Below are 22,794 nucleotides of genomic sequence, written 5' to 3' on the forward strand. Positions count from 1 at the left end.
GTCAGCGTCCCTTCGGCAACCCGAGAATCCGCTCGGCCACGATGTTCTGCTGAATCTGCGAGGTACCCGCAGCGATCGTGTACGACAGCGACGACAGCCGATCGAGCACCCAAGGCCGCTCCAGATCCAGCGACTCCACCCCCAGAACCTCCGCCGCCGCGTCATACAGCTCCTGACGGGCGTGCGAGTAGCGGAGTTTGAAGACCGAGCCACCCACACCCGGGACGCCGCCGGAGGCCTCCGCCTCACTCACATTCCACTGCGTCAGCCGCCACAACGCCCGGAACTCGGCGTTCAACCGCCCCAGTCGGCGCCTGAGCACGGGATCGTCCCACCGCCCGTTCCGCCGCGCCTCGACGGCGAGTTCACCCAACACCCGCCGACAGGCGACGACCTCACCCACAAAGGCCGTACCGCGCTCGAAGGACAGCGTCACCATCGTCACGCGCCACCCGTCGTTCTCGTCCCCCACCCGGTTGCCGACAGGCACCCGCACCTCGTCGAGGAACACCTCGGCGAACTCGGCGGACCCGGCGAGCGTCCGCAGTGGCCGTACCGTGATGCCGGGCGCGTCCATCGGCATGGCGAGCCAGCTGATCCCGCGATGCTTCGGTGCCGTGGGGTCCGTGCGGACCAACAGCTCGCACCAGTCGGCGACTTCGGCATGCGAGGTCCAGATCTTGGAACCGGTGACCACGTAGTCGTCGCCGTCCCGCCACGCGCGCGTGCGCAGCGACGCGAGGTCGGAACCGGCCTCGGGTTCGCTGAACCCCTGGCACCACACCTCGTCGCCGCGCAGCACGGGCGGCAGCCACCGCTCCCGCTGCTCGGCACTCCCCTCCGCGGCTATCGTCGGCCCCGCGTGCAGCAGCCCGACGAAATTGGCCCCCACGTAGGGCGCACCCGCCCTCTCCGTCTCCTCCAGGAAGATCAAGCGGGTGGTCGGAGACGCGTCCCAGTGCACATCGGCGTACCCGGCGTCGTACAGCATCCGCTGCCAGCCGAGGTCGTAGACGCGCCTGCCCGGCCAGTCGTCCGGGGACGGTTTCGCGGGGAGGGTGGGAAGCACCTTGGCAAGCCACTCCCGCAGGCGGGCCCGGTACTCGTCCTCCTCAGCCGTGTACGAGAGGTCCATTACCGGTCGAGGTCCAGGCCCAGCATGCGGATCGCGTTGCCCCGCATGAGCTTGTAGACCGTCTCGTCGTCGAGGCCCTTGACGTGGTCGAGGGCGACCTCCTTGGTGTGCGGGAAGGTCGAGTCGACGTGCGGGTAGTCGGTCTCGAAGGTGGCGTTGTCGCGCCCCACCACGTCCAGCGAAGCGACCCCGTGCTTGTCGCGGAAGAAGCAGCAGAACATCTGGCGGTAGTAGTACGTGGAGGGCGGGTCCGGGATGAGGTCGCGGACTCCGCCCCACGCGCGGTGTTCCTCCCAGACGTCGTCGGCGCGTTCCAGGGCGTACGGGATCCAGCCCATCTGGCCCTCGGAGTACGCGAGTTTGAGGGTCGGGAACTTCACCAGGACCCCGCTGAAGAGGAAGTCCATCATCGAGGCCATCGCGTTGTTGAAGGAGAGCGAGGCCTGTACGGCGGGGGGTGCGTCCGGGGAGGCGGCGGGCATCTGGGAGCTGCTGCCGATGTGCATGTTGACGACCGTGCCGGTCTCCTGGCAGACGGCGAAGAAGGGGTCCCAGTAGCCGGAGTGGATGGACGGCAGTCCTAGGTAGGTGGGGATCTCGGAGAAGGTCACCGCGCGGACGCCGCGGGCGGCGTTGCGCCGGATCTCCTCGACCGCCAACTCGACGTCCCACAAAGGGATCAGGCAGAGCGGGATGAGCCGGCCGCCGCTGTCGCCGCACCACTCCTCGACCATCCAGTCGTTGTAGGCGCGGACGCAGGCGAGCGCGACCTCCTTGTCGTGCGCCTCGGCGAAGGTCTGGCCGCAGAAACGCGGGAAGGTCGGGAAGCAGAGCGAGCCCTCGACATGGTTGAGGTCCATGTCCGCGAGCCGTGCCTTGGGGTCCCAGCAGCCGCGGCGCATCTGTTCGCGGGTGATGCCCTCCAGGGTCATCTCGTCGCGGTCGAAGCCGACGGCGGCGATGTTGCGCTTGTACGGGAACTTGAGGTCCTCGTAGATCCACCAGTCGGTGGGCGGGCCGTCCGGGTCCATCGTGATCTGGTATTTGCCTGCCACGTAGGCGAGTTCACCGATTCCGGCGGTGAGCGGCTGGGGGCCGCGCTCGCGGTATTTCGCCGGCAGCCAGGTCTCGAAGAGGTGCGCGGGTTCGATCACGTGGTCGTCGACGCTGATGATGCGGGGCAGTTCGGTGGTCATGGGTTCCCCTCCGCCGGACGGTACTTATCTGATGACCCGTCAGATAGCATGTCACCTGACGAGTCGTCAGCCAAGGAGGGGGCACCATGAACGAGACGCCGCACTCCCTGAGTTCCGCCCCCACGCTGTGGGAACTGGTCGTCCGCCGCGCCCACCTGACCCCCGACCGGCCGGTCTTCCTCCAGGACGACCGGGCCCTGAGCTTCGGCGAGTTGCGGGACCGGTCGGAGCGGGTGGCGGCGGGCCTGTACGGCATGGGCGTACGGCCCGGCACGGTCGTCGCCTGGCAGCTGCCCACCCGGATCGAGACCGCCCTGCTCTCCTTCGCGCTGGCCCGCCTGGGCGCCGTGCAGACGCCGGTGATCCCCTTCTACCGGGACCGCGAAGTCGGCTTCGCGCTGCGGGAGTCGAAGGCGGAGTACTTCGCGGTGCCGGGCACCTGGCGCGGCTTCGACCACACGGAGATGGCACGGCGGCTCGGCGCGCGGGGGATCTTCGAGGCGTACGACGACGCCCAACTCCCGGACGGGGACCCGTCCTTGCTCCCCGCGCCGCCCGCCGACGGCACCTCGGTCCGCTGGATCTACTGGACCTCCGGCACCACCTCCGACCCCAAGGGCGTGCTGCACACGGACCGTTCGCTGATCGCGGGCGGCTCCTGCCTCGCGCACGCGCTACGGCTGACGGCGGACGACGTGGGCTCGATGGCCTTCCCGTACGCGCACATCGCGGGGCCCGACTACACGGTGATGCTGCTGCTGTACGGCTTCCCTGCCGTGATGTTCGAGCAGTTCGCGCTGCCGGACGCGCTGGAGGGCTACCGCAAGCACGGGGTGACGGTGGCCGGCGGGTCAACCGCCTTCTATTCCATGTTCCTTGCCGAACAGCGCAAGCAGCCCGGCACTCCCGTGATCCCCTCGCTGCGGCTGCTCGCGGGCGGCGGGGCACCGAAGCCGCCGGAGGTCTACCACTCCGTCGTACGGGAGATGGGGGTTCAACTCACCCACGGATACGGCATGACCGAGGTGCCGATGATCACCATGGGCGACCCGGAGGACACGACCGAGAACCTCGCCACGACCGAGGGACGGCCGCCCGAGGGGATGGAGATACGGATCGCGGAGGGCGGGGAGGTGCGGTTGCGCGGGGAGGCCGTGTGCCAGGGGTACTTGGACCCGGCGCAGACGGCGGAGGCCTTCGACGCGGACGGGTTCCTGCGCACCGGGGACCTGGGGGTCGTGACCGACAGCGGGCATCTCATCCTCACCGGGCGGCTCAAGGACGTGATCATCCGCAAGGGCGAGAACATCTCCGCGAAGGAGATCGAGGATCTGCTCGCCGCGCATCCGGACGTCGGTGACGTGGCCGTCGTAGGGCTGCCGGACGCGGAGCGCGGGGAGCGGGTGTGCGCGGTGGTCGAACAGCCGCCGGGGGCCGGGGAGTTGACCTTGACGGCTGTGACGGACTATCTGCGCGCGGAAGGGCTGTCCGTGCACAAGCTGCCGGAGCAGCTGGAGATCGTGGACGCCCTTCCGCGCAACGAGACGCTGCGCAAGGTGCTCAAGTACAAGCTGCGGGAGCGCTATTCGGGTTCCGGGGCTATTCCGGGACGGTGAAGTAGCGGGCGAAGGAGGAGATGATCTCCGCCTCGCCCACCTTGCCGTCGCTGTCCGTGTCGAGGGCGTCGGCGGCCATGGCGGCGATGTCGTCGGGCACGCCGAGGGCCTTGAGGACGCGCACGGTGTCCTCGATGGTGGCCGAGCCGTCGCCGTCCGGGTCGGCGACGTCGAGGGCCGCGTGCAGGAAGGGGCGGCCGATCTCGGCGAAGCGCTCCGGGTTGTCGCGCAGCCGCTTGACCGCGCCGTTGACGAACTCCTCGCGGCTGACCCGCTGGTCGCCGTCCCGGTCGGCGATTCCCGCCATGCCCTGCCAGAACGCCTCCGCGCCGATGTACAGGGCCTGTCCCTTGTCGGAGCGGGCCGCCGTGCCGAACTCCGCGAGCAGCGCCTTGGCCGCCGAGCTGAAGTCCTCCCGGTCGATGAAGCCGTTGCCGTCCTGGTCGAAGGTGGCGAACCGGGCGGCGATCCGTCGCTCGTACTCGGTGCTGACCATGTCTTTCGGGCCGCCTTACTCATGTGGGGGTGCACTTGGCAGGGAGCGTACGACGCCGGGGCGGGTCCGGGAGCAGGAAAACGTCGCTTGTACCAAGACCGGGGAAATTCCGAAACAACGGCGTCACCCCGGAAACCGACGCGTCACGCCGAGAGGGGGTCCGCCTCGTCCTCGGGCTCGTCCTCTGTGGCCGTCATCACATCTGGGTAGACGTCGAAGAGACGGCGCACCCCGAGGGCGCCGAGCACCCGGTTGACGTGCGAGCCGTCGACGGCTCCCTGCGCGGGCAGGATCAGCCGCAGATGCCCCTGGCAGGAGCGGATGAGGCGGCGGGCGGCGATCAGGACGCCGACCCCGCTGGAGTCGCAGAACAGCACCTCGGAGAGGTCCACGACCAGGCTGTGGTGACCGTCCGCCACCACGTCGTGCACCCGCTGACGCAGCACCGGCGAGGTCACCAGGTCCAATTCGCCGGACACGAGGAGCACGGACCAGCCGCCGCGCTCGCCGTCGTTCACTTTGAAGGCCACCATCGCGCCTCTCGCTAGCCGGAACTCCCGGAAACCGTCCGGAAACGGAAGCCCTACCTACGCTTCCTTGCAGCGCGGCTGCCCAGCGGCCGTTCCCTGAAACACGAGGACAGAAACGGAAACCGGTCCGAAGAGGCTTGTTTTAGTCGCCTTCGATCCTGTTCGATCAGTTGTGGACCGGGTAGGCACATGTCCGCTACCACCCGCGCCCCCTCGGGGGCGTGCAATTGCACGAAGGGGCGTGCGCTGTCCGAGGTGCCGACTACATTCGAAGAGACGGTGGGCGCACGCTTGACTTGGGCACGGACACGGTGAGGGGGCCGCATGGCGACAAAGGACGCACCGCCCCGTTGGGACCGCAAGATGCAGCAGCGGCTGGCCCGCGGCGAGGCGGCGGCCCTCGGTGAGCTGTACGACCGCTTCGCCTCCCTCGTGCACGCCCTCGCCCACCGCGTCCTCGGCGACGAGCGCGCCGCCGACGGCATCACCCGCGAGGTCTTCGCCCATGTGTGGGAACACCCCGACGACTACGACCCCAAGCAGGGCCCGCTGCGCTCCTGGGTGGCCGCGCTGACCGCCCGCCTCGCCGTGCAGCGGCTGCGCGCCACCGAGACCGCCGCCCTCGCCCAGGACGGCCAGGGCTCCACCGAGGAACTGGAGCGCAAGGTGCGCCGCGCCTCCGTCGCCGCCCGCGCCGACTACATCGTCACGTCCATGCCCGCCCCGCTGCGGGCCGCCCTGGAGCTGGCCTACTTCCAGCGCCGTGACTACCGCCAGACCGCCGTCGACCTCGGCGTCACCGAGGACGAGGCCCGCCGCCGGCTGCGCCTGGGCCTCCAACTCCTGTCCACCGCCCACGACACCGGCGCACCGCCGGAACCAGCGGGACCAGGGGGTGCGGTGTGAGCGACGCGAACGACGAGCACGACGAGCACGAGGCGTACGACGGGAGTCCGTCCGGGGAGGGCGGGAGTTCCTTCGGAAAGGGCGAGGGCGAGAGCGACGGCAGAGGTTCCGTGCCGCCTCGTATCCCCATGCCCCGGGCCTCCGTGGAGGACGGTGGGCGCCCGTTGCCCGAGCTCGACGAGTCGGCGTCCCGGCCCGCGCCGCTGGTGCTGGAGCACCCGGTGCTGAAGGCGCTGCTCGGCGCCTGGGCGCTGGCCGCGTGCTCGGCGGCGGAGACGACGGCCGTGGAGGAGCACCTCGGCGAGTGCGGCTCCTGCGCGGACGAGGCGCTGCGGCTGCGCGGAGCGGTCGGCCTCCTGCACCCCGTCGAACCCCTCGACCTCGACCCCGGGCTGCGCACCCGCGTCCTCACCGGCTCCTTCGACCGCCGGCCGCCGCGCATCCCGGTACCCGAGTGGGCGACGCCGTACGACGCCGAGACCGCGCGGTTGGACGCCCTGCTGCAGGACATAGGCGACGCCGAGTGGCACGCGCCCGTGCGGCTGCGGTAGTTCGACGGACAGGCCCCGACGAGCCGCCGTACGACCGTCGCCGGGGTCATCGCGCATCTGCTGACCGTCGACGGCCTGGTCGCGACGGCGCTGGGCCTGGACGACCCGCTGACCGGGGAGACGGCCGGCAAGGCCACGAATCCCGCCGCGCGCACCGAGGCCTACTGGCGGGCGTCGTACTTCCCGCCCACCCGCTCCATCCGCGCACCCTGGCGCGAGCAGAGCCACGACATCGTCCGCACGGTGTCGTTCACCGGCACCACCGCCGGCAAACGGGCCGTGTCCTACGGCGACTTCGAGCTGCCGCTGCACGACGCGATGCTCGACCGGGCCTTCGAGTGCTGGGTGCACGCGGAGGACATCGCGGAGGCGGTGGACTATCCCTACGAGCCGCCGTCGCCGCGCAGCCTGAACCGGATGATCGACCTCGCGGCGCGGATGCTGCCCGCGGTGCTGGCCGAGCGGCGGCGCCACGGGTTGGCTGCGCCGGCTGAGGGGCGGCACCTGGTCCCGGCCGGGGATCCCGGGCGCAGCCTGCGGCTGGAGATCGAGGGGCATGGCGGGGGTGAGTGGTTGATTCCGCTCGACTCACCCGGGGCGGTGGGGTCGGCTGAGCGGGAGGTGGCTCATATCGCCCTGGACGGGGTGGAGTTCTGTCACTTGGCCGCCGGGCATGTGTCGCCGGAGGAAGCGGCTGCGGGGCAGCTCGGTGATCGGGAGGCGATCAGGGATGTGTTGTTCGCGACAGCGTCGATGAGCCGGATGTAGGGGGCGGCTGCGGGTGCGTTGTGGTTGCTCGCCGCCCCTTGGAAACGCAGGCTCACTTTCAGAGGCGCGGGGCTGTGTCGATTTGCGGCTCCGTCGCGTGGGCGCGAACGGCCCCACCGGCCCGCAGCCGCCGCCCTCGAACCCGCGCCCCCGAGCTCCTAGGCGAACACAACCGTCCGGTGCCCGTTGAGCAGAATCCGGCGCTCCGCGTGCCACTTCACGGCCCGCGCCAGCGCCTGGCACTCCACGTCCCGGCCGATCGCCACCAGTTGGTCCGGGGTGACGTCATGTCCCACCCTCTCGACCTCCTGCTCGATGATCGGGCCCTCGTCGAGGTCGGCGGTCACATAGTGGGCCGTCGCGCCGATCAGCTTGACGCCCCGCGCGTGCGCCTGGTGATACGGCTTCGCGCCCTTGAAGCTCGGCAGGAACGAGTGGTGGATGTTGATGATCCGGCCGCTGAGCGCCTTGCAGAGGTCGTCGGAGAGGACCTGCATGTAGCGGGCCAGGACGACGAGTTCGACGTTCTCCTCGCGGACCAGGTCCAGGATCCGCGCCTCGGCCTCGGCCTTGTTGTCCTTCGTCACGGGGATGTGGTGGAAGGGGATGTGGTACGACTCCACCAGCTCGGCGAAGTCGGTGTGGTTGGACACCACGGCCGCGATCTCCACGGGGAGTGCCCCGATACGGGCGCGGAACAGCAGGTCGTTCAGGCAGTGGCCGAACTTGCTGACCATGAGGACGATGCGCATCTTCTCGTCGGCCCGGTTGAGCTGCCAGTCCATGTGGAAGGAGTCACCGATCGCCGCGAAGCTCGCGCGCAGCTTGTCCACGGTCACTGGGGGCACCTCCCGCGCTTTCGGCAGCGGGGGAGGCTCCGCCGAGAAATGGACGCGCATGAAGAACAGTCCCGTGTCGTGGTCGCCGAACTGCTGGCTGTCCTCGATGTTGCAGCCGGTCATGAAGAGGTAGCTCGACACGGCGTGCACGATGCCCTGCTTGTCGGGGCAGGACAGGGTCAGGACGTACTGGTCGGCGGGCGCCGCGGCTCGGGTGGACTGCGCGTTCATGCAGGACAGGGTCCCATATCCCCCTGGGAGGGGGGACCGGCGTCCGCCACCCGGACCGGCGGCGGACGGGCGGCCGTGACCGAGCCGCCGTGACCGAACCGCCCTACGCCGACCGCGTCATGATCTGCAGCACCTCAAGCGTGCGCGGCGGCGCGTCAGGGTCCTCGCCGTCGCTCGACGCCATCCGTACGTGCGCGTCACGTGCCGCCCGCACCGCCTCCGGCCACGCCTGGTGGTCGACGTACGCGGAGACCGGGGCGTCGGGACCGACCTGGTGCATGATCCGCAGCACGCGCAGGACGGCGGAGTCGACGAGGGCCGCCTCCTGGGAGTCGCGGAAGATCGTGCCGACGTATTTCTCGGCGGACCAGTTGTCCAGCCAGGTGTCCTCGACGAGGCGGTAGACGGCGTCGGTGACGTCCCCGTACCCGTCGACACCGGCCAGCCAGACGTTCTGCTGGAACACCGGATCGGAGAGCATGTGCAGCGCGGAACGCACGTTGCTGCGCCAGCGCCACCACGGCATGTCGTTCAGTGGCATGCCGCCCATGGTGAAGGAGCGACGGGGGCGACGGGAAGAGTTCTCCGGAGCTTGCACGGTCATCGATCGTACGTTCCTTGTCACACACACAGGAACGCCCCCCGTAATTCACCTCCAGGTCACCACTCGTTGACCGGGAGTCACTCCCGGGTTAGCGGTATGGCGGAAGCGTGTGTGTACATGACCGGCAGGCGGCGCAACCGCAGCACCTTCCTCCCCACGATCACCCGGCCCGTCAGCGCCACCGCCAGGTCGGCGGCGGCGCTGCTGGCGTTCGCGTCGCTCGCGGCCGGCTGCGGGGTCATACCCGGCACCTCGGGCTCCGCGGACGCCCCGATCACCGTCATGACCTGGGCGCCCTGGGACACCAACGCGACCAACAAACCCGGCATGCCCGCGATGGCGACGGCGTACGCGAAGTGGATCAACAAGCACGGCGGTCTCAACGGCCGCAAACTCAAGGTCCTGACCTGCAACGACCACAACGCCAGCGTCTCCGCGGCGAAGTGCGCCCGGCAGGCCGTCAAGGAGAACGTCGTCGCGGTCGTCGGCTCCTACAGCGAGTTCAGCGACTCGTTCTTCGCCCCGCTGGAGGGCGCCGGCATCCCGTACATCGGCGGCTACGGCGTGACGAGCGAGGAGTTCACCCGCGCGCTGTCCTACCCCGTCAACGGCGGCCAGCCCGCGCTGCTGGCCGGTCTCGGCAAGCAACTCGCCCCCGGCTGCGGCACGGTGACCCTGGTCCGGCCCGACTCCATCGCCGGCGACGACCTGCCCCCGCTGCTGAACGCGGGGCTCTCGGCGGGCGGGCACGCACCGGCCGTCGACCAGCTCGCGGCCGACAACGCCACCGAGTACTCCGGCCAGTCGACGCGCGCGCTGGAGAGCACGACCCGTGGCACGTCGTCGAAGGAGGGGTGCGTGGTGCCCTCGCTCGGGGACCGCACCGACACCTTCATGGACTCCTTCCGGCGCGAGCGCGAGGACTATCCCGCCGTGCACACCGCGACCGTGCTCGGCAGCGTCGACCAGACCGAGATCAACTCGACGGGCGGGCAGTCCGGTCCGTACGAGGGGTCGTACATCACCGGCTGGTACCCGGTCGCGGGCGACCCGCGCTGGGACCCGATGAAGAAGGCCGTCAACGAGGTGGCCTTCGGCGACAACCGCATCGACCCGGCGGACGCGGGTGTGGAGACGACCTGGATCGCCTACACCGCGTTCAAGACCGTCGTGAACTCGCTCGGCAACGGCGAGGTGAGCGCCGACACCGTGCGGCGCGCCCTCGACGACGGCGTCAAGGTCACCACGGGCGGGCTCACGCCGACGCTCCAGTGGAGCTCCACCGACGACGACGATCTCGCCTCGGTGGGCCTGTCCCGCCTGGTCAACGCCTCGGTGACCCTTCAGGTCGTACGGAAGGGCATTCTGGTGTCGGCGAAAAAGGGGTTCTTCGACATGACGGCGACACTGGAGAGCGCGAACCTCGACTGAGGTCCGCGCCCGTCGTCAGTTCCTGTTTCTCAGAGCTGGGTCGGCTGGCGCTGGGTCAGACCGTAGGTCTTCGCGATCGTGTTCCAGAGCGCGGCGGCCTTGGTCTTCTGGTTGCTGGCGACACCGCTCGCCGCGTTGCCTGCCGCGGTCTGGCCGGTGGTGCGGGCCTGGCCCTTCTTGCAGCCGTGCTTGCCGGCGGCCTGGTCGGCCCAGGCCGCGTAGTGGTTGTCGGCCGACGCGGACGCCTTCCACGCGTTGGTGAGGGCGGTCGTCAGGGCCGCGTTGTCCGGCAGCTTGTCCACCGTCAACTGCGAGAGTTTCGTGACCAGTTCGGCGCGCTGCTTGGCCGCGTCCCGCAGGTCGGAGGCGGAGTCGCCGAGGTTGTCGCAGGCCTTCACATTGCCCACGGCACGGATCACCGAGGCGCGGCTGCTGCCGCTGTCGGCCAGCAACTCGTCGAGCGCGACGGCCTGTTCCTTGGCCGCGTCGCCGCCCGCCGACGAGGAACCCCCGGTCGGGGCCGACGTCGCGGCGACGGTCTTGTTGTCGTCGCTCTTGCTCCCGCCACCGCTGAGCAGCGCCCCGGCACCGACCCCGAGGATCGCGATGACGATCCCGACACCGGCGATCAACGGCACCCGCGAACGACGCCCGCCCCGGCCGCCGTCGTCGTCCTGCCCGGGCGGGGCGTAGGACGGTTCGGCGTAGGGAGGCTGGGCGTAGGGGGGCTGGGCGTACGACGGCTGCGCGTAGCCCTGTTGTCCGTGGCCCTGTTGCCCGTAGCCAGGCTTCTCGGCCTGTGGCGGCGGCTGTTGGAAGCGCGGCAGCTGCTGCGTGGACCCGGCCGGTGCCTCGCCGCGGCCGGCGTCGCTGCGGAACAGGTTGTCGAACTCGGCGGGCGGCTGCCGGTCGTCCGCCCCGCCCGGCCGCGACCCGTACCCGGGGGCGCCGCCCTGCGCGGGCACCGGCGGGAGGAACTGCGTGGGCTGGGCGTCGGGATGCGCGGCCGGCGGCATCGGCCCGGCACCGCCGGACATCTCGGGCGGCAGCGCCCCGGGCAGCACGGGCGGGAGGAACTGCGTCGCCCCCTCGTCCATCGGCGCGGCCGGGACCGGCGGCAGGAACTGGGTGGCGCCCTCGTCGCCGGGCAGGTTGACCACCGGCGGGATGTACTGCGTCGCGCCCTCGTCGGCGGGCGGCAGCGGGGCGCTGGGGAACGCGGACGAGGAAGCGGACGTGGAGGCGCCGGGAGGCAGGGGTGCGCCGCCCGAACCGGAGGCTCCGTATCCGTAGCCGTAGTCCTGTGCGCCCGCTCCATAGCCCGGTGCGCCCGCCCCGTACCCGGCGGACTGCTCCGGGGCGTATCCCGGTGCCGGCGAGTACTCCTGGGCGTACGACTGCTGCTGGACGCCGTAGGCCGCGTGCTGGGCGCTCTCCTGGGGCAGCGCCCCCGGCTGGCTCGGGATGCCGTCCTGGGCGCCCCACGGGGAGGGCTGCTCGGGGGCGGCGCCCCACTGCTGCGACTGCTGTTGTGCGTCCCCCCAGCCCTGGCCCGGCGGCGGGGCCGGGGTCCGCTGCTCGTGGTGCTGGGGGTCCTGCTGCTGGTCCGGGCCCCATGACCCGCCCCAGGCCTGGCCGCCCGGGGGTGTGCTCGGCGGCTGCCCGACCGACTGCTGGTTACCGCGTCCGCCCGTCATACCCGGCAGGAGGGGTTCACCTCCGTCGGAGGGCAGCACGATGCCTTCGCGCGCGGGCCGCGCCGAGGGCTCCTCGCCCTGTCCACTCTGCGTCACCGGGACTCCTACGAATGGGGGACCTACGGGATCGTCGGTTCACGCTACCGGGTACCCCGAGCCCGGTGCCACGCAGCACTGGACTGGACCTCTCCACTTGTGACCCCGGTAACAACTCCGGCCCCTCATCCGCGCCAAATCCCGTTCTACGCCCTCCTTTCACCACCGGATCACCACCGGAAGCTTCCGTTCACTCCCCGTTCACGCCGCGGCCTGCAACTCCATCCGCGCCCCGAACTCCCGCACCACCGGCTCGTCCCGGTACGGCTCCAGGCGCTGCTGGAAGTCGTCCAGGTACTCGGCGCCCCGGTTGGAGCGCAGCGAACCGAGCAACTCCACTGCTTTCAGGCCCGTGTTGCAGGCCTGCTCGACCTCGCGCTGCTGCACCTGCACGCTCGCCAGCAGGACGTAGCCGATGGCCCTGCGGCGCGCCCGCGACTCCGGGTGCCCGTCCAGGGACTCCTGCGCGCACCTGGCCGCCGCCTCGGCCTGCCCCAGATCGCGGTGGCAGTGCGCCAACTCGTCGGCGAGATACGCCTCGTCGAAGTGTCCGATCCACGCCGGGTCGTCCCCGGACGACGGATCCGCCGCGTCCAGCGCGCTCACCGCGCGCCCCGACGCCAGCTGCGCCGACCGCGCGTCCCCCATCAGGGCGTGCCCGCGCGCCTCCGCCGCGTGGAACATCGCCTCGGCCCTGGGGGTCACGCGCCCCCGTGCGCCCTCCTGCGCAGCCCGCGCCAACTGCGCGATCTCACGCGGGTTTCCGAGCTGCGCGGCGAGGTGACTCATGGACGCGGCGAGGACGTACCCGCCGTATCCCCGGTCCCCGGCCGCCTGGGCGAGGCGCAGCGCCTGGATGTAGTACCGCTGGGCCAGGCCGGGTTGACCGGTGTCGACGGCCATGTAGCCGGCGAGTTCGGTCAACCGGGCGACGGCGGCGAACAGTTCACGCCCAACGGCCTCGCGGTACGACCCCGCGAGCAGCCCGGAGACGACGCTGTTGAGGTAGTGCACGACGACCGGACGGACATGCCCGCTGCCGTACTGGTGGTCCAACTCGCTGAGCGCCTGCGTCATCGCGCGCACGGCCGCCACGTCGGACTGGCCCACCCGCGGTCCCGCCGCGCGCGCGACCTGCGAGTCCGGCGAGGAGATCAGCCAGTCACGGCTCGGCTCGACCAGCGCGGACGCGGCGACCGACGAACCGGACAGGAAGTCCCGGCGCCCGACATCACTGCGCCACAGCTCACACACCTGCTCGATGGCCCCGAGGACGGTCGGCGAGAACTGCAGGCCCACACCCGACGCGAGGTTCTTGCCGTTGGCCATGCCGATCTCGTCGATCGTGACCGTACGGCCCAGTTTGCGGCCCAGTGCCTCGGCGATGATCGCCGGAGCGCGCCCGCGCGGCTGCTGTCCCCGCAGCCAGCGGGCCACGGACGTCTTGTCGTAGCGCAGGTCGAGACCGTGCTCGGCGCCGCACATGTTGACCCGGCGGGCCAGCCCGGCGTTCGAGCACCCCGCCTCCTGGATGAGCGCCTGCAGCCGTTCGTTCGGCTGCCGCGCGACAAGTGGCCTTGCGGCCATGGCGTACCCCCTGGGAACAACCCCTGAAGCGAAAAGATCCGGCCGAGAAGATCAATGCCCAGCGAACATGGCGAAAATGCGAAGCATGCGAGGAATGCCGGGGTAAAGGCTGGTGCCCGCCCCTCACGTGGCTACCCAGTTCCCGCCCTCGGCCCTCCCGCGCGCCCCCGCACATGCATCCATGCGCCCCAGTTGCGGAATCGATGCTCCTCCCCCGCGCGCGCTACAGCCGTAACCCGAGGTGGGTGCGGGAGTTGTGTTGGGCGTGGAAGAGACGATCGCGGGCACCGAAGCCGCTCAGATTCCGAAGCAGCGCGGGGAATCGCTGCTGGAGACAGCCGTACGCTACGCCGAGGAGCGCCACTGGGACGTCTTCCCCGGCACCTGGCTGGAAGCCGTCGACGGGGTGCAGCGCTGCTCGTGCGAGGACCCCGCGTGCGCCGCACCCGGCGCACATCCGGCGCGTGAGGACTGGGCGACCCAGGCGACGGGCAGCGCGACGGTCGCGCGGCGGATGTGGCAGAAGCAGCCAGGGGCATCGATTCTGCTGCCGACCGGGCGGACGTTCGACGCGATTTCCGTTCCGGAGACCGCGGGGTTCCTCGCGCTGGCCCGGATGGAGCGCATGGAGTTGACGCTGGGTCCCGTCACGTTGACGCCGGCGCGGCGGATGGAGTTCTTTGTTCTGCCGGGTGCCTCGGTGAAGGTGCCGGATCTGGTGCGGAAGATCGGCTGGTCCCCCGCCACTCTTGATCTCGTGGTGCTGGGTGAGGGTGGGTATGTGGCCGCGCCGCCCACGCGGTTCGGGTCTCGGGGGGCTGTGCAGTGGGCCTGCCGACCTACCGCTGCCAACCGGTGGCTGCCGGATGCGGAGGAGTTGATCTCGCCGCTCGCCTATGCGTGTGGGCGGGATCGGTAGATCTTGCGGGTGCGGGTCCGTTGTGGCTGGGCGCGCAGTTCCCCGCGCCCCTAGGGTGGGCTTCCATGACGTCGGCTGTGAGTGTGCGTGGGCTCTGGAAGCGGTTTGGGCAGCAGGTTGCTGTTGCCGGGATCGATCTGGAGTTGCCTGCCGGGAAGTTCATCGGGCTGGTCGGGCCCAATGGCGCCGGGAAGACCACCACCCTCTCGATGGTGACCGGGTTGCTGCGGCCCGATCAGGGGTCTGTCGAGGTGGTCGGGCACGACGTCTGGCGTGACCCCGTGGCCGTGAAGGCGCGGATCGGGGTGCTGCCCGAGGGTCTACGACTCTTCGAGCGGCTCTCGGGGCGTGAACTCCTCGGCTACAGCGGGCGGTTGCGGGGGCTGCCCGGGGCCGAGGTCGACAAGCGGGCCACGCAGTTGCTGGACGTGCTCGACCTCGCCGGTGCGCAGCACAAGCTCGTCGTCGACTACTCCACCGGTATGCGCAAGAAGATCGGGCTCGCCGCCGCTCTCCTCCACAATCCCGAAGTCCTGTTCCTGGACGAGCCGTTCGAAGGCGTCGACCCGGTCTCCGCGCAGACCATCCGGGGCGTCCTGGAGCGCTACACCGCCTCCGGCGCCACCGTCGTCTTCTCCTCCCACGTCATGGAACTCGTCGAGTCGCTCTGCGACTGGGTGGCCGTGATGGCCGCCGGCCGCATCCGCGCCCAGGGCACCCTGGCCGAGGTCCGCGGCGAAGCGCCCACGCTCCAGCAGGCGTTCCTCGAACTCGTCGGCGCGGGCGCCCGCGACCACGGCTCCGACCTCGACTGGCTGGGCGGCGGCACCCGATGAGCGACACCACGGCAGCCGCCTCGATCACTCCCGTCGTCGTACGCCTGAAGCTGTCGTTGTTGCGCAATGGTCTACGGCAGTCCGGGGGCCGACGGGCCGCGTATGTGGCGTCGGCGGTCGTGGCGCTGCTGTTCGCGGCGCTGCAGCTGCTCGGGCTGATCGCGTTGCGCGGGGACGCGCACGCCGACTCCGTGGTGGTCATCCTGGTGTCGGTGCTGGGGCTGGGCTGGGCGGTGATGCCGTTGTTCTTCCCGACCGGCGACGAGACCCTCGACCCGACCCGCCTGGTGATGCTGCCGCTGCGGCCCCAGCCTCTCGTACGGGCGCTGCTGGCGGCCTCGTTGGTCGGCATCGGGCCGCTGTTCACGCTGATGTTGCTGCTCGGTTCGGTGATCGCGGTCGCGCACGGCGCAGCCGCGTACGTCACGGCGATCCTGGCGCTCCCGCTCTCCCTGCTGGTCTGCGTGGCCCTCGCGCGGGCCGTCGCCACCGCCAACATCCGCCTGCTGACCAGCCGGAAGGGCCGGGACCTGGCGGTGCTGAGCGGGCTGGTGATCGCGGTCGGCGCGCAGTTGGTCAACTTCGGTGCGCAGCGCCTCGGTTCGTCCGGGCTGTCCCAACTCGACCCGGCGGCCGAGGTGTTGCGCTGGGTGCCGCCCGCGTCGGCGGTCGGCGCGGTGGACTCGGCGAGCAAGGGGGCGTACGGCCTCGCCGTCGTCCAACTCGCCCTTTCCGCAGGCGCTTTGGCGGCGCTGCTCGCCTTCTGGTCGCGCAGCCTCACCAAGTTGATGACCTCGCCCGACGGCTCCACCCTCCAGTCCGCCGAACCGGCCGCGAAGGACAGGGCGGCCACCGGCGGCCTGGCCCGTCTCCTCCCGGCCGGCCGCACCGGCACGGTCATGGAACGCAGCCTGCGCTATGTCTGGCGCGACCCCAAGACCAAGGCGGCGTGGGTGACTTCGCTGGCGATCGGTCTGATCGTGCCGGTGTTCAACGCGTTGCAGGGCACCGGCTCGGTCTACTTCGCGTGCTTCGCCGCCGGAATGCTCGGCGTCCAGATGTACAACCAGTTCGGGCAGGACACCTCCGCGTTCTGGATGGTCGCGATGACGATCTCCACGACCAGGGACGCCTACGTCGAACTCCGCGCCCGCGCGCTGGCGTTGCTGGTCATCACCGTCCCGTACGCGGCGCTGGTGACCGTCCTGACGACGGCGATGCTCGGCGACTGGCACCGGCTCCCGGAGGTCCTCGGCCTCTCCTTCGCCCTTCTCGGCGCGATGCTCGCGACCGGCGCCTGGACCTCGGCCCGCTTCCCCTACTCCATCCCCCAGGGCGGCCACAAGAACGTCGCTCCCGGCCAGGCGGGCCTGGCCTGGATCTCCATCTTCGGCGGCATGATCTCGGCGGCCCTGCTCTGCTCCCCCGTCATCATCCTCACGATCTGGTCCAACGTGAGCGCGAACGGCGACGAGTGGAGCTGGCTGCTGCTGCCGGTGGGGGCGGGGTACGGGGCGGCGATCACCTACGCGGGGCTGCGGCTGGCGGCACCGGGGACGGCGAGGCGCCTACCGGAGATCCTGGCAGCGGTAAGCAAGGGGTGACTTGTGGTGCTTCAGGGGCGCGGGGCCGGGCGGCCTCACACCAGCACCCCGTCAAGAAACGGCTCGATAGCGGCCCGCCAGGCCGACGGCTGGTCGTAGTGCACCAGATGCCCGGCGTCGGCGACCTCCGCATACTCCCCTCGCGGCAGCACCCGCACCATCTCCTGCGCCTCCGCCCGCCCCAACTCCCCGTCCAGCCCCCGCACCACCAGCGCGGGACACTGAACCTGGGCCAGCTCCTCCCAGTGCGCGTCGTACACCCACGTCTCCCGCGACTTCAGCATCTGCTCCGGCTCGAACACCGGCCGCCACCCGTCGGGAGACTCCTGCATGACCTCGGCGTAGAACTCCCCCCGGGACGGATTGGGCCGCTCCACCCACGGATCGTCCTCGCCGAACCACTTGCGGACATCCGCGAGCGTGGCGAAGGGCACGGGCCAGGACTTGAACCAGTCGGACCACTCCCGCTGCGAGGCCGCGCCCAGCGCGGACGCCCGCATGTCGCAGATGATCAGCCCCCGCACCAGATCGGGCCGCTTCGCGGCGAGCTGCCACGCGGTGAGCGCGCCCATCGCGTGGCCGATGAGGACGACCGGGGCGAGCCCCAGCTGTTCCAACGCGGCCTCCGCGTCCTCGACGTAGGCCTCACGGGTGAACGCCGCCTGCGGCGGCTTGTCGCTCTGGCCGTGGCCGCGCTGGTCGAGTGCGACCGCGCGGTGCCGTTCGGAGAGCCAGCGGGCGGTGGACGCCCAGTGCGAGGCGCGGCCCATCAGGCCGTGCAGTAAGAGAACTCCGGGTGCCCGCTCGATCTCCCCCGATTTGGGCGGGTCCGCGAACTCCCATGCGGCCAGGCGTACGCCGCCTGCTCCGGTCACGTCGATGCGCCGCGCCATTGGTCCTGGCACCCCCCTAGCCACGCTCTGCCGCTTGTGCCGTTCCTTCTTGCTGCTGTCTCTTCTCTTGCTCGTCTCTTCCTACAGGTCACGCCCCGCGCGTTTCATCACTCACAGGTTATCGAATACAGATTCGAAAATGCCGTCTCCGGCCGCAACACCCCTCGTTCGAGTGACCCCGCTCAAGGAATGATCGCCGCTGCCGAGGGGAGATCTTCAGCGGGAGGCGGACCGCTCGGGGAAACCGGTCCGCAGGGGATGACCTTGAGAGCTCGGGGCTCCGGGTCAGCACAGGGGAGGACAGGCCCCGGCGCCGCACGGCGCCGGGGCCACCCCCACGTTTGCGGCACATCCTCCCGCCCCCTCACGGTCATATGCCTCACGCGACAGCCTGGCACGCGAAGCGTCCCCGCGCTGCGATTCAGCGCACTGAATCTTGGAATCTCCGCGACCGACGGAACGGCACAACTGCCTCTCCAGCCCCACGAGTTGACGGCCCTGCCGGGCTCAGGCCGTGGTCAGCGCTTGGCGACGAACACATGCGAGGCGATGCCCGAGTCCAGCTCGGCCGCCTCGCCACCGCTGCCCACCAGCACCCCGCCCGCCGACTCCGTCACGCTCACCACCGAGCCGGGCTGCACACCCGCGCGGCGCAACGTGTACATCAGCTGCGCGTCCGTCTGGATGGGCTCGCCGATCCGGCGCACCACGACCGTCTTGCCGTCCAGGCCCGGGTCCAGCTCGGCCAGCGACACCATGCCCTCGTCGAGGAACGGGTCCGCCCCGTCCTTCTCGCCCAGCTCCTCAAGACCGGGGATCGGATTGCCGTACGGCGACTCCGTGGGGTGACGCAGCAGCTCAAGGACCCGCCGCTCCACAGCCTCGCTCATCACGTGCTCCCAGCGGCAGGCCTCGGCGTGCACCTGCTCCCACTCCAGGCCGATCACGTCGACGAGCAGACACTCGGCGAGCCGGTGCTTGCGCATCACACGCGTGGCCAGGCGCCGGCCCTCGTCGGTCAGCTCCAGATGGCGGTCGCTGGCGACGGCCACCAGGCCGTCGCGCTCCATGCGTGCCACCGTCTGGCTCACCGTCGGGCCGCTCTGGTCGAGCCGCTCGGCGATGCGGGCGCGCATGGGGACCACACCTTCCTCCTCCAGCTCGAGGATGGTGCGGAGATACATCTCCGTGGTGTCGATCAGTCCGGACATACGTGCCCCTCGATTACCTCTGCCCGAAGCTCGGCGGCTCCGCGGCGCGTGCGCTGGCCCTGGACTCAATTCTGACGCATCGCACTGACAACCGTGCCGCGCCGTTGAAACGAGCCGGTTACGGCGGTCCGCGAAGCCCCTCTCCGCCCGCCCCACGGCGTACCCGATCGCCCTCGACGCCGTATTGACATCCACTTGGTCCAGACCGCACGGTGATCCGCGACACAAACTCACCGAGGGGGCTCCCGCATGAGCGACCGTACGCCGGCCGGCCAGTTCTTCGACGCCGCGATCACCCTGCTCCAGCGGGTCAGCGACGAAGAGGCCGACTCCGTCGGGGCGGCCGGCACGCTCCTCGCGGACACCGTGGCCGACGGCGGGCGCCTCTTCGCCTTCGGCGCCGGGCACTCCTCGCTCGCCGCGCAGGACCTCGTCTACCGCGCGGGCGGTCTCGCCCTGATGAACCTGCTCGTGGTGCCCGGAGTCCTCGGCGTCGACGTCATGCCGGCCACGCTGGGCTCCGCCCTGGAGCGGGTCGACGGCCTCGCGGGCGTGGTCCTGGAGACGTCACCGCTGCGCTCCGGCGACGCCCTGGTGATCATCTCGCTGTCCGGGCGCAACGCGTTGCCCGTGGAGATGGCCATGAAGGCCCGCGCCCTCGGCGTCCGCGTGATCGGCGTGACCTCGGTGGCGTACGCCTCGGAGACGACGTCACGGCACACCTCGGGGACGTATCTCAAGGACCACTGCGACGTCGTACTCGACTCGAAGATCGCGATCGGCGACGCGGAGCTCACCCACGACGCCATCCCGGCCCCCTTCGCCCCCGCCTCCACGGTCGTCACCACGGCCCTCCTCCAGGCCGTCATGGCGACGGCGGCGGCGACCCTGGCCGACCGCGGCATCGAGCCGCCGCTGCTGCGCTCCGGGAACGTGGACGGCGGCCACGAGTGGAACGGCCGGGTCTTCGAGGAGTACCGGGACCGGATCTTCTACCAGTACTGAGGCACCCCTACTGCTTCTCGGCCGCCTCCCCCGCCAGGTCCAGGGCCGCCGCGATCCGTACGGCCACGTCCTCGGCGTAGATCGAGTCGGACCGTTCGAACTGGCTGCGGCCCGCCCCGCGCAGGAACGTCACCACACCCAGCGTCCGCCCCCGGCTGCGCAGTACCGCGCACAGCGCGTGCACGGCGTCCTGGGGCCACTGGCGGGCCCGGGCCCACTCCCGGGCCTGTTCGGGCGGGGCGGCGCCGATGCTGGCCCGCACGGAGCCGATGCGTTCGACGCACTGCAGGGCGGGATGCCCCTCTCCGTAGCGCACGGGCAGCCCGGCCGCGCCGCTGAGCAGGCTGGGCCCCGGCGCCCCCGTGGGCGTGGCGGCGACCCGGACGAGCCGTACGGCCACAGCCTGGGCCCCGTCACTGTCGTTCAACGATCCACCCACGACACGGTCGACGAGGGCGTGGTCGGCGAAGCCGGCGAGGGCGAAGTCGAGGTGGACGGTGGCCGCGTCGCGCGGGTCCTCGCACTCGGCGGCGGCGCGCGCGGCCCGGTGCAGCTGCTGGGCGCGGAAGCGCAGCAGGGAGGCCTCCTGCTCGATCTGCTTGGCCTCGGTGACGTCCTGGAAGAGCCAGCCGACGCCGAGCGGCACCGGTTCCTCGGTGAGCGGCGAGGCCAGCCGCAGGAACCCGCTCCGCCAGCAGCGCCGCAGATGCCCCTCGGGGGTCCGTACGCTCACCCAGATCTCGGCCGGCGCGGGCGGCGCGCCCTCGGCCAGCACATGCGTGAGCGCGGCCTCCAACTCCTCGACGCCCTGGGCCAGTAGTTCACCGAGGGGCCGCCCGAGGACGGAGGTGCGCCCGGTGCCGAGCGCCCGCGCGGCATGCGCGTTGACGACGGCGGGCCGCAGGTCGGCGTCGACGAGCACGACCCCCCAGGAGGCGTCCTCGAAGAGGGCCTCACTGAGGGCGATCGACCGCTCGAGGTCGATCTGGGCGTGCACTTCACTGAAGGCGCAGTAGACGCCGGCGGGCTTCCCGTCGGGCCCGCGCACGGCGGCGGACTGGGTCCGCACGAGCACCCGCCCACCGTCCTTCGTAAGGAGGGCGAACTCGTTGACCTGCCGCCCGGGCGCCTGCATGGCGGACATCAGCCGCGCCTCGACCTCCTCGGCGTCCGCGGTCCGTACGGCCCACCCGGCCAGCCCGTGCCGCCCCACGGCCTCGGCCGCGGTCCAGCCGAGGATGCGTTCCGCCTCGCGGTTCCAGTGGGTCAGCACACCGTCTGCGTCGAAGGCACACAGTGCCGCGTCCATCCCGTCCAGCAACGCGGCCAGCAGATCGGACCCGCCGACCGCCTCGGGACCACCGTCCCGCTCGGGCTCGTCGGGACCCAACTCGTCGGTGGTCCCACTACGCCGGGAAGCACTCACCTGGACCCCCTGCTGCAGGCTGCGTCCGCGGACACGGAGCGTCGGTTCACTCACTCACCATCATTCAACTCGAACGTGACGCAGCACACACCACGTTCCTAAAGATTGAGGGAATCGTTGTACGGCGCCGGTTCCGGCACCGGCGCGGTCCGCATCCGCAAAAAGCGGTTGATCGGAGGCCGACGGCTTCTTAGGGTGGCGAGTACTTCGGAAAGGAGGTGGTTCGGCAGATGTATGGATACCGGACGGAAGAGGTGACTGCGGGCTAGTGGCCCGCCGTCGTACTCGGTTCGGCGCCGGACCAGCGTGTGCGAGTCGCACGCAACCGGCCTAACCCAACGCAGTCACCCGACCCGCGAGCTCGCCGGTACGTCCGGCCGGCTCCCCCGCCGTCAGGCGGAGGGACCTGAGCTCGCGGGTCGCCTGCGTTTGCGGGCCCCTGCGGGTCAGGGGCTGAGGCGGTCCACCCGCCAGCTGCCGTCCTGCTCGGCGGTGTAGCGGAGGCGGTCGTGGAGGCGGTTCTCGCGGCCCTGCCAGAACTCGACCGTCCGGGGGGCGATGCGGAAGCCGCCCCAGTGGGGTGGGACCGGGACCTGTTCGCCCTCGGGGTAGCGGGCGGCCAACTCGGTGTACGACGACTCCAGTTCGGTCCGGGAACCGATCACCGAGGACTGGACGCTGGCCCACGCGCCGAGCTGGGAGCCGTGCGGGCGGGTGCGGAAGTACGCGGCGGTCTCGTCACGGCCGGTGCGGCGGGCGATGCCGGTGACCAGGACCTGGCGGGCCATGGGGTGCCAGGGGAAGAGCAGGGAGACGCACGGGTTGGCGGCGAGTTCGCGGGCCTTGCGCGACTCGTAGTTCGTGTAGAAGACGAAGCCCTGGTCGTCGTAGTCCTTGAGGAGGACCGTGCGGGAGCTGGGGCGGCCGTCGGCGTCGGCGGTGGAGACGACCATGGCGTTCGGTTCGTAGACGAGATCCTGGAGCGCCGCCTCCTCGAACCAGCGGCCGAACTGTGTCATCGGGCCGGCTGCCAGATCGTGCTCGTCGAGACCCGCCGCCCGGTACTGCTTGCGCATCGCGGCGGGGTCGAGGCGGGGATCACGGGCGGCGGTATCGCGGGCGGTGGCTTCGCCGTCGGTGGGATCGCGGTCGGTCACGGCGGTCATCTTGCCGTACGACGGGTGCGGCCACGAGTTCGGGTGGCACTCAGTGCCGCA

19 protein-coding genes and 1 pseudogene are annotated in these 22,794 nt (G+C 70.9%); 8 read left to right on the forward strand and 12 right to left on the reverse strand.

The genetic code is table 11. The features are described from left to right. Position 1: 1 nt before the first annotated feature. On the reverse strand, positions 2-1,135 hold the full coding sequence (locus tag OC490_RS42550) for an acyl-CoA dehydrogenase family protein (protein ID WP_262063417.1): 1,134 nt from the start codon (positions 1,133-1,135) through the stop codon (positions 2-4). Further along, complete coding sequence (locus OC490_RS42555) at positions 1,135-2,331, reverse strand: amidohydrolase family protein (RefSeq protein WP_262063418.1); 1,197 nt, start codon at positions 2,329-2,331, stop codon at positions 1,135-1,137. Before OC490_RS42555 ends, OC490_RS42550 begins: the two co-directional genes overlap by 1 nt. Positions 2,332-2,417: 86 nt before the next feature. Here OC490_RS42555 and OC490_RS42560 point away from each other — a divergent pair, with 86 nt between their 5' ends. Continuing rightward, complete coding sequence (locus OC490_RS42560) at positions 2,418-3,947, forward strand: class I adenylate-forming enzyme family protein (protein WP_262063419.1); 1,530 nt, start codon at positions 2,418-2,420, stop codon at positions 3,945-3,947. On the opposite strand, the gene OC490_RS42565 is transcribed toward OC490_RS42560, so the two are convergent. Beyond that, entirely contained in the window at positions 3,931-4,443 is a 513-nt protein-coding gene (locus tag OC490_RS42565) for an EF-hand domain-containing protein (RefSeq protein ID WP_262063420.1), read from the reverse strand. The genes OC490_RS42560 and OC490_RS42565 overlap by 17 nt on opposite strands. 143 nt (positions 4,444-4,586) lie before the next feature. Beyond that, entirely contained in the window at positions 4,587-4,976 is a 390-nt protein-coding gene (locus tag OC490_RS42570) for an STAS domain-containing protein (RefSeq protein WP_262063421.1), read from the reverse strand. Between the two features lie 321 nt (positions 4,977-5,297). On the opposite strand from OC490_RS42570, the gene OC490_RS42575 reads away from it, so the two are divergent. Both OC490_RS42575 and OC490_RS42580 read left to right on the forward strand, forming a co-directional pair. Then, entirely contained in the window at positions 5,298-5,879 is a 582-nt protein-coding gene (locus OC490_RS42575) for a sigma-70 family RNA polymerase sigma factor (RefSeq protein ID WP_262063422.1), read from the forward strand. Beyond that, positions 5,876-7,198 (forward strand): annotated as a pseudogene (locus OC490_RS42580) (maleylpyruvate isomerase N-terminal domain-containing protein). Before OC490_RS42575 ends, OC490_RS42580 begins: the two are co-directional and overlap by 4 nt. 158 nt (positions 7,199-7,356) lie before the next feature. Here OC490_RS42580 and purU read toward each other — a convergent pair. Both purU and OC490_RS42590 read right to left on the reverse strand, forming a co-directional pair. Then, positions 7,357-8,268 (reverse strand): formyltetrahydrofolate deformylase, encoded by a 912-nt coding sequence (purU, locus tag OC490_RS42585; protein ID WP_262063423.1) that lies wholly within the window; start codon positions 8,266-8,268, stop codon positions 7,357-7,359. A 103-nt stretch (positions 8,269-8,371) separates the two neighbouring features. Next, positions 8,372-8,872 (reverse strand): SCO4402 family protein, encoded by a 501-nt coding sequence (locus OC490_RS42590; RefSeq protein WP_200715011.1) that lies wholly within the window; start codon positions 8,870-8,872, stop codon positions 8,372-8,374. 117 nt (positions 8,873-8,989) lie between these two features. Here OC490_RS42590 and OC490_RS42595 point away from each other — a divergent pair, with 117 nt between their 5' ends. Next, positions 8,990-10,303, forward strand: coding sequence for an ABC transporter substrate-binding protein (locus OC490_RS42595; protein WP_262063424.1), 1,314 nt, complete (start codon positions 8,990-8,992; stop codon positions 10,301-10,303). Between the two features lie 29 nt (positions 10,304-10,332). On the opposite strand, the gene OC490_RS42600 is transcribed toward OC490_RS42595, so the two are convergent. Continuing rightward, positions 10,333-12,096, reverse strand: a complete 1,764-nt coding sequence (locus OC490_RS42600) for a hypothetical protein (RefSeq protein WP_262063425.1) — start codon at positions 12,094-12,096, stop codon at positions 10,333-10,335. Between the two features lie 201 nt (positions 12,097-12,297). Then, the gene (locus tag OC490_RS42605; RefSeq protein ID WP_262063426.1) at positions 12,298-13,683 is read right to left on the reverse strand and encodes a transcriptional regulator; all 1,386 of its coding nucleotides are present in this window, start codon (positions 13,681-13,683) and stop codon (positions 12,298-12,300) included. 265 nt (positions 13,684-13,948) lie between these two features. Here OC490_RS42605 and OC490_RS42610 point away from each other — a divergent pair, with 265 nt between their 5' ends. The 3 genes from OC490_RS42610 (at position 13,949) to OC490_RS42620 (ending at position 17,042) form a co-directional block, all read left to right on the forward strand. Beyond that, positions 13,949-14,602 (forward strand): bifunctional DNA primase/polymerase, encoded by a 654-nt coding sequence (locus OC490_RS42610; protein WP_201051988.1) that lies wholly within the window; start codon positions 13,949-13,951, stop codon positions 14,600-14,602. A 65-nt stretch (positions 14,603-14,667) separates the two neighbouring features. Continuing rightward, complete coding sequence (locus tag OC490_RS42615; protein WP_262063427.1) at positions 14,668-15,438, forward strand: ABC transporter ATP-binding protein; 771 nt, start codon at positions 14,668-14,670, stop codon at positions 15,436-15,438. Further along, positions 15,435-17,042, forward strand: coding sequence for a transporter (locus OC490_RS42620; protein WP_262063428.1), 1,608 nt, complete (start codon positions 15,435-15,437; stop codon positions 17,040-17,042). Before OC490_RS42615 ends, OC490_RS42620 begins: the two co-directional genes overlap by 4 nt. A 35-nt stretch (positions 17,043-17,077) precedes the next feature. On the opposite strand, the gene OC490_RS42625 is transcribed toward OC490_RS42620, so the two are convergent. Further along, positions 17,078-17,935, reverse strand: coding sequence for an alpha/beta fold hydrolase (locus OC490_RS42625; protein ID WP_262063429.1), 858 nt, complete (start codon positions 17,933-17,935; stop codon positions 17,078-17,080). Positions 17,936-18,453: 518 nt separating this feature from the next. Further along, positions 18,454-19,146, reverse strand: coding sequence for a metal-dependent transcriptional regulator (locus tag OC490_RS42630; RefSeq protein ID WP_262063430.1), 693 nt, complete (start codon positions 19,144-19,146; stop codon positions 18,454-18,456). Positions 19,147-19,395: 249 nt separating this feature from the next. Between OC490_RS42630 and OC490_RS42635 the strand changes: the two genes are divergently transcribed. Then, positions 19,396-20,151 (forward strand): SIS domain-containing protein, encoded by a 756-nt coding sequence (locus OC490_RS42635; RefSeq protein WP_200715393.1) that lies wholly within the window; start codon positions 19,396-19,398, stop codon positions 20,149-20,151. 7 nt (positions 20,152-20,158) lie between these two features. Here OC490_RS42635 and OC490_RS42640 read toward each other — a convergent pair whose 3' ends face one another. Both OC490_RS42640 and pdxH read right to left on the reverse strand, forming a co-directional pair. Next, positions 20,159-21,577, reverse strand: coding sequence for a PAS domain-containing protein (locus OC490_RS42640; RefSeq protein ID WP_262063431.1), 1,419 nt, complete (start codon positions 21,575-21,577; stop codon positions 20,159-20,161). Positions 21,578-22,023: 446 nt separating this feature from the next. Beyond that, entirely contained in the window at positions 22,024-22,743 is a 720-nt protein-coding gene (gene pdxH / locus OC490_RS42645; protein WP_410099251.1) for a pyridoxamine 5'-phosphate oxidase, read from the reverse strand. Between the last annotated feature and the right edge of the window lie 51 nt (positions 22,744-22,794).

It is taken from the genome of Streptomyces sp. STR69, from assembly GCF_024519455.1.
Classification (GTDB): Bacteria; Actinomycetota; Actinomycetes; order Streptomycetales; family Streptomycetaceae; genus Streptomyces.

Coding starts and splice junctions, on each gene's coding strand:
- OC490_RS42550 (WP_262063417.1), bottom strand. CDS start 1,135: ATGGACCTCTCGTACACGGCTGAGGAGGACGAGTACCGGGCCCGCCTG.
- OC490_RS42555 (WP_262063418.1), bottom strand. CDS start 2,331: ATGACCACCGAACTGCCCCGCATCATCAGCGTCGACGACCACGTGATC.
- OC490_RS42560 (WP_262063419.1), top strand. CDS start 2,418: ATGAACGAGACGCCGCACTCCCTGAGTTCCGCCCCCACGCTGTGGGAA.
- OC490_RS42565 (WP_262063420.1), bottom strand. CDS start 4,443: ATGGTCAGCACCGAGTACGAGCGACGGATCGCCGCCCGGTTCGCCACC.
- OC490_RS42570 (WP_262063421.1), bottom strand. CDS start 4,976: ATGGTGGCCTTCAAAGTGAACGACGGCGAGCGCGGCGGCTGGTCCGTG.
- OC490_RS42575 (WP_262063422.1), top strand. CDS start 5,298: ATGGCGACAAAGGACGCACCGCCCCGTTGGGACCGCAAGATGCAGCAG.
- purU (WP_262063423.1), bottom strand. CDS start 8,268: ATGAACGCGCAGTCCACCCGAGCCGCGGCGCCCGCCGACCAGTACGTC.
- OC490_RS42590 (WP_200715011.1), bottom strand. CDS start 8,872: ATGACCGTGCAAGCTCCGGAGAACTCTTCCCGTCGCCCCCGTCGCTCC.
- OC490_RS42595 (WP_262063424.1), top strand. CDS start 8,990: ATGACCGGCAGGCGGCGCAACCGCAGCACCTTCCTCCCCACGATCACC.
- OC490_RS42605 (WP_262063426.1), bottom strand. CDS start 13,683: ATGGCCGCAAGGCCACTTGTCGCGCGGCAGCCGAACGAACGGCTGCAG.
- OC490_RS42615 (WP_262063427.1), top strand. CDS start 14,668: ATGACGTCGGCTGTGAGTGTGCGTGGGCTCTGGAAGCGGTTTGGGCAG.
- OC490_RS42620 (WP_262063428.1), top strand. CDS start 15,435: ATGAGCGACACCACGGCAGCCGCCTCGATCACTCCCGTCGTCGTACGC.
- OC490_RS42625 (WP_262063429.1), bottom strand. CDS start 17,935: ATGGCGCGGCGCATCGACGTGACCGGAGCAGGCGGCGTACGCCTGGCC.
- OC490_RS42630 (WP_262063430.1), bottom strand. CDS start 19,146: ATGTCCGGACTGATCGACACCACGGAGATGTATCTCCGCACCATCCTC.
- OC490_RS42635 (WP_200715393.1), top strand. CDS start 19,396: ATGAGCGACCGTACGCCGGCCGGCCAGTTCTTCGACGCCGCGATCACC.
- pdxH (WP_410099251.1), bottom strand. CDS start 22,743: ATGACCGCCGTGACCGACCGCGATCCCACCGACGGCGAAGCCACCGCC.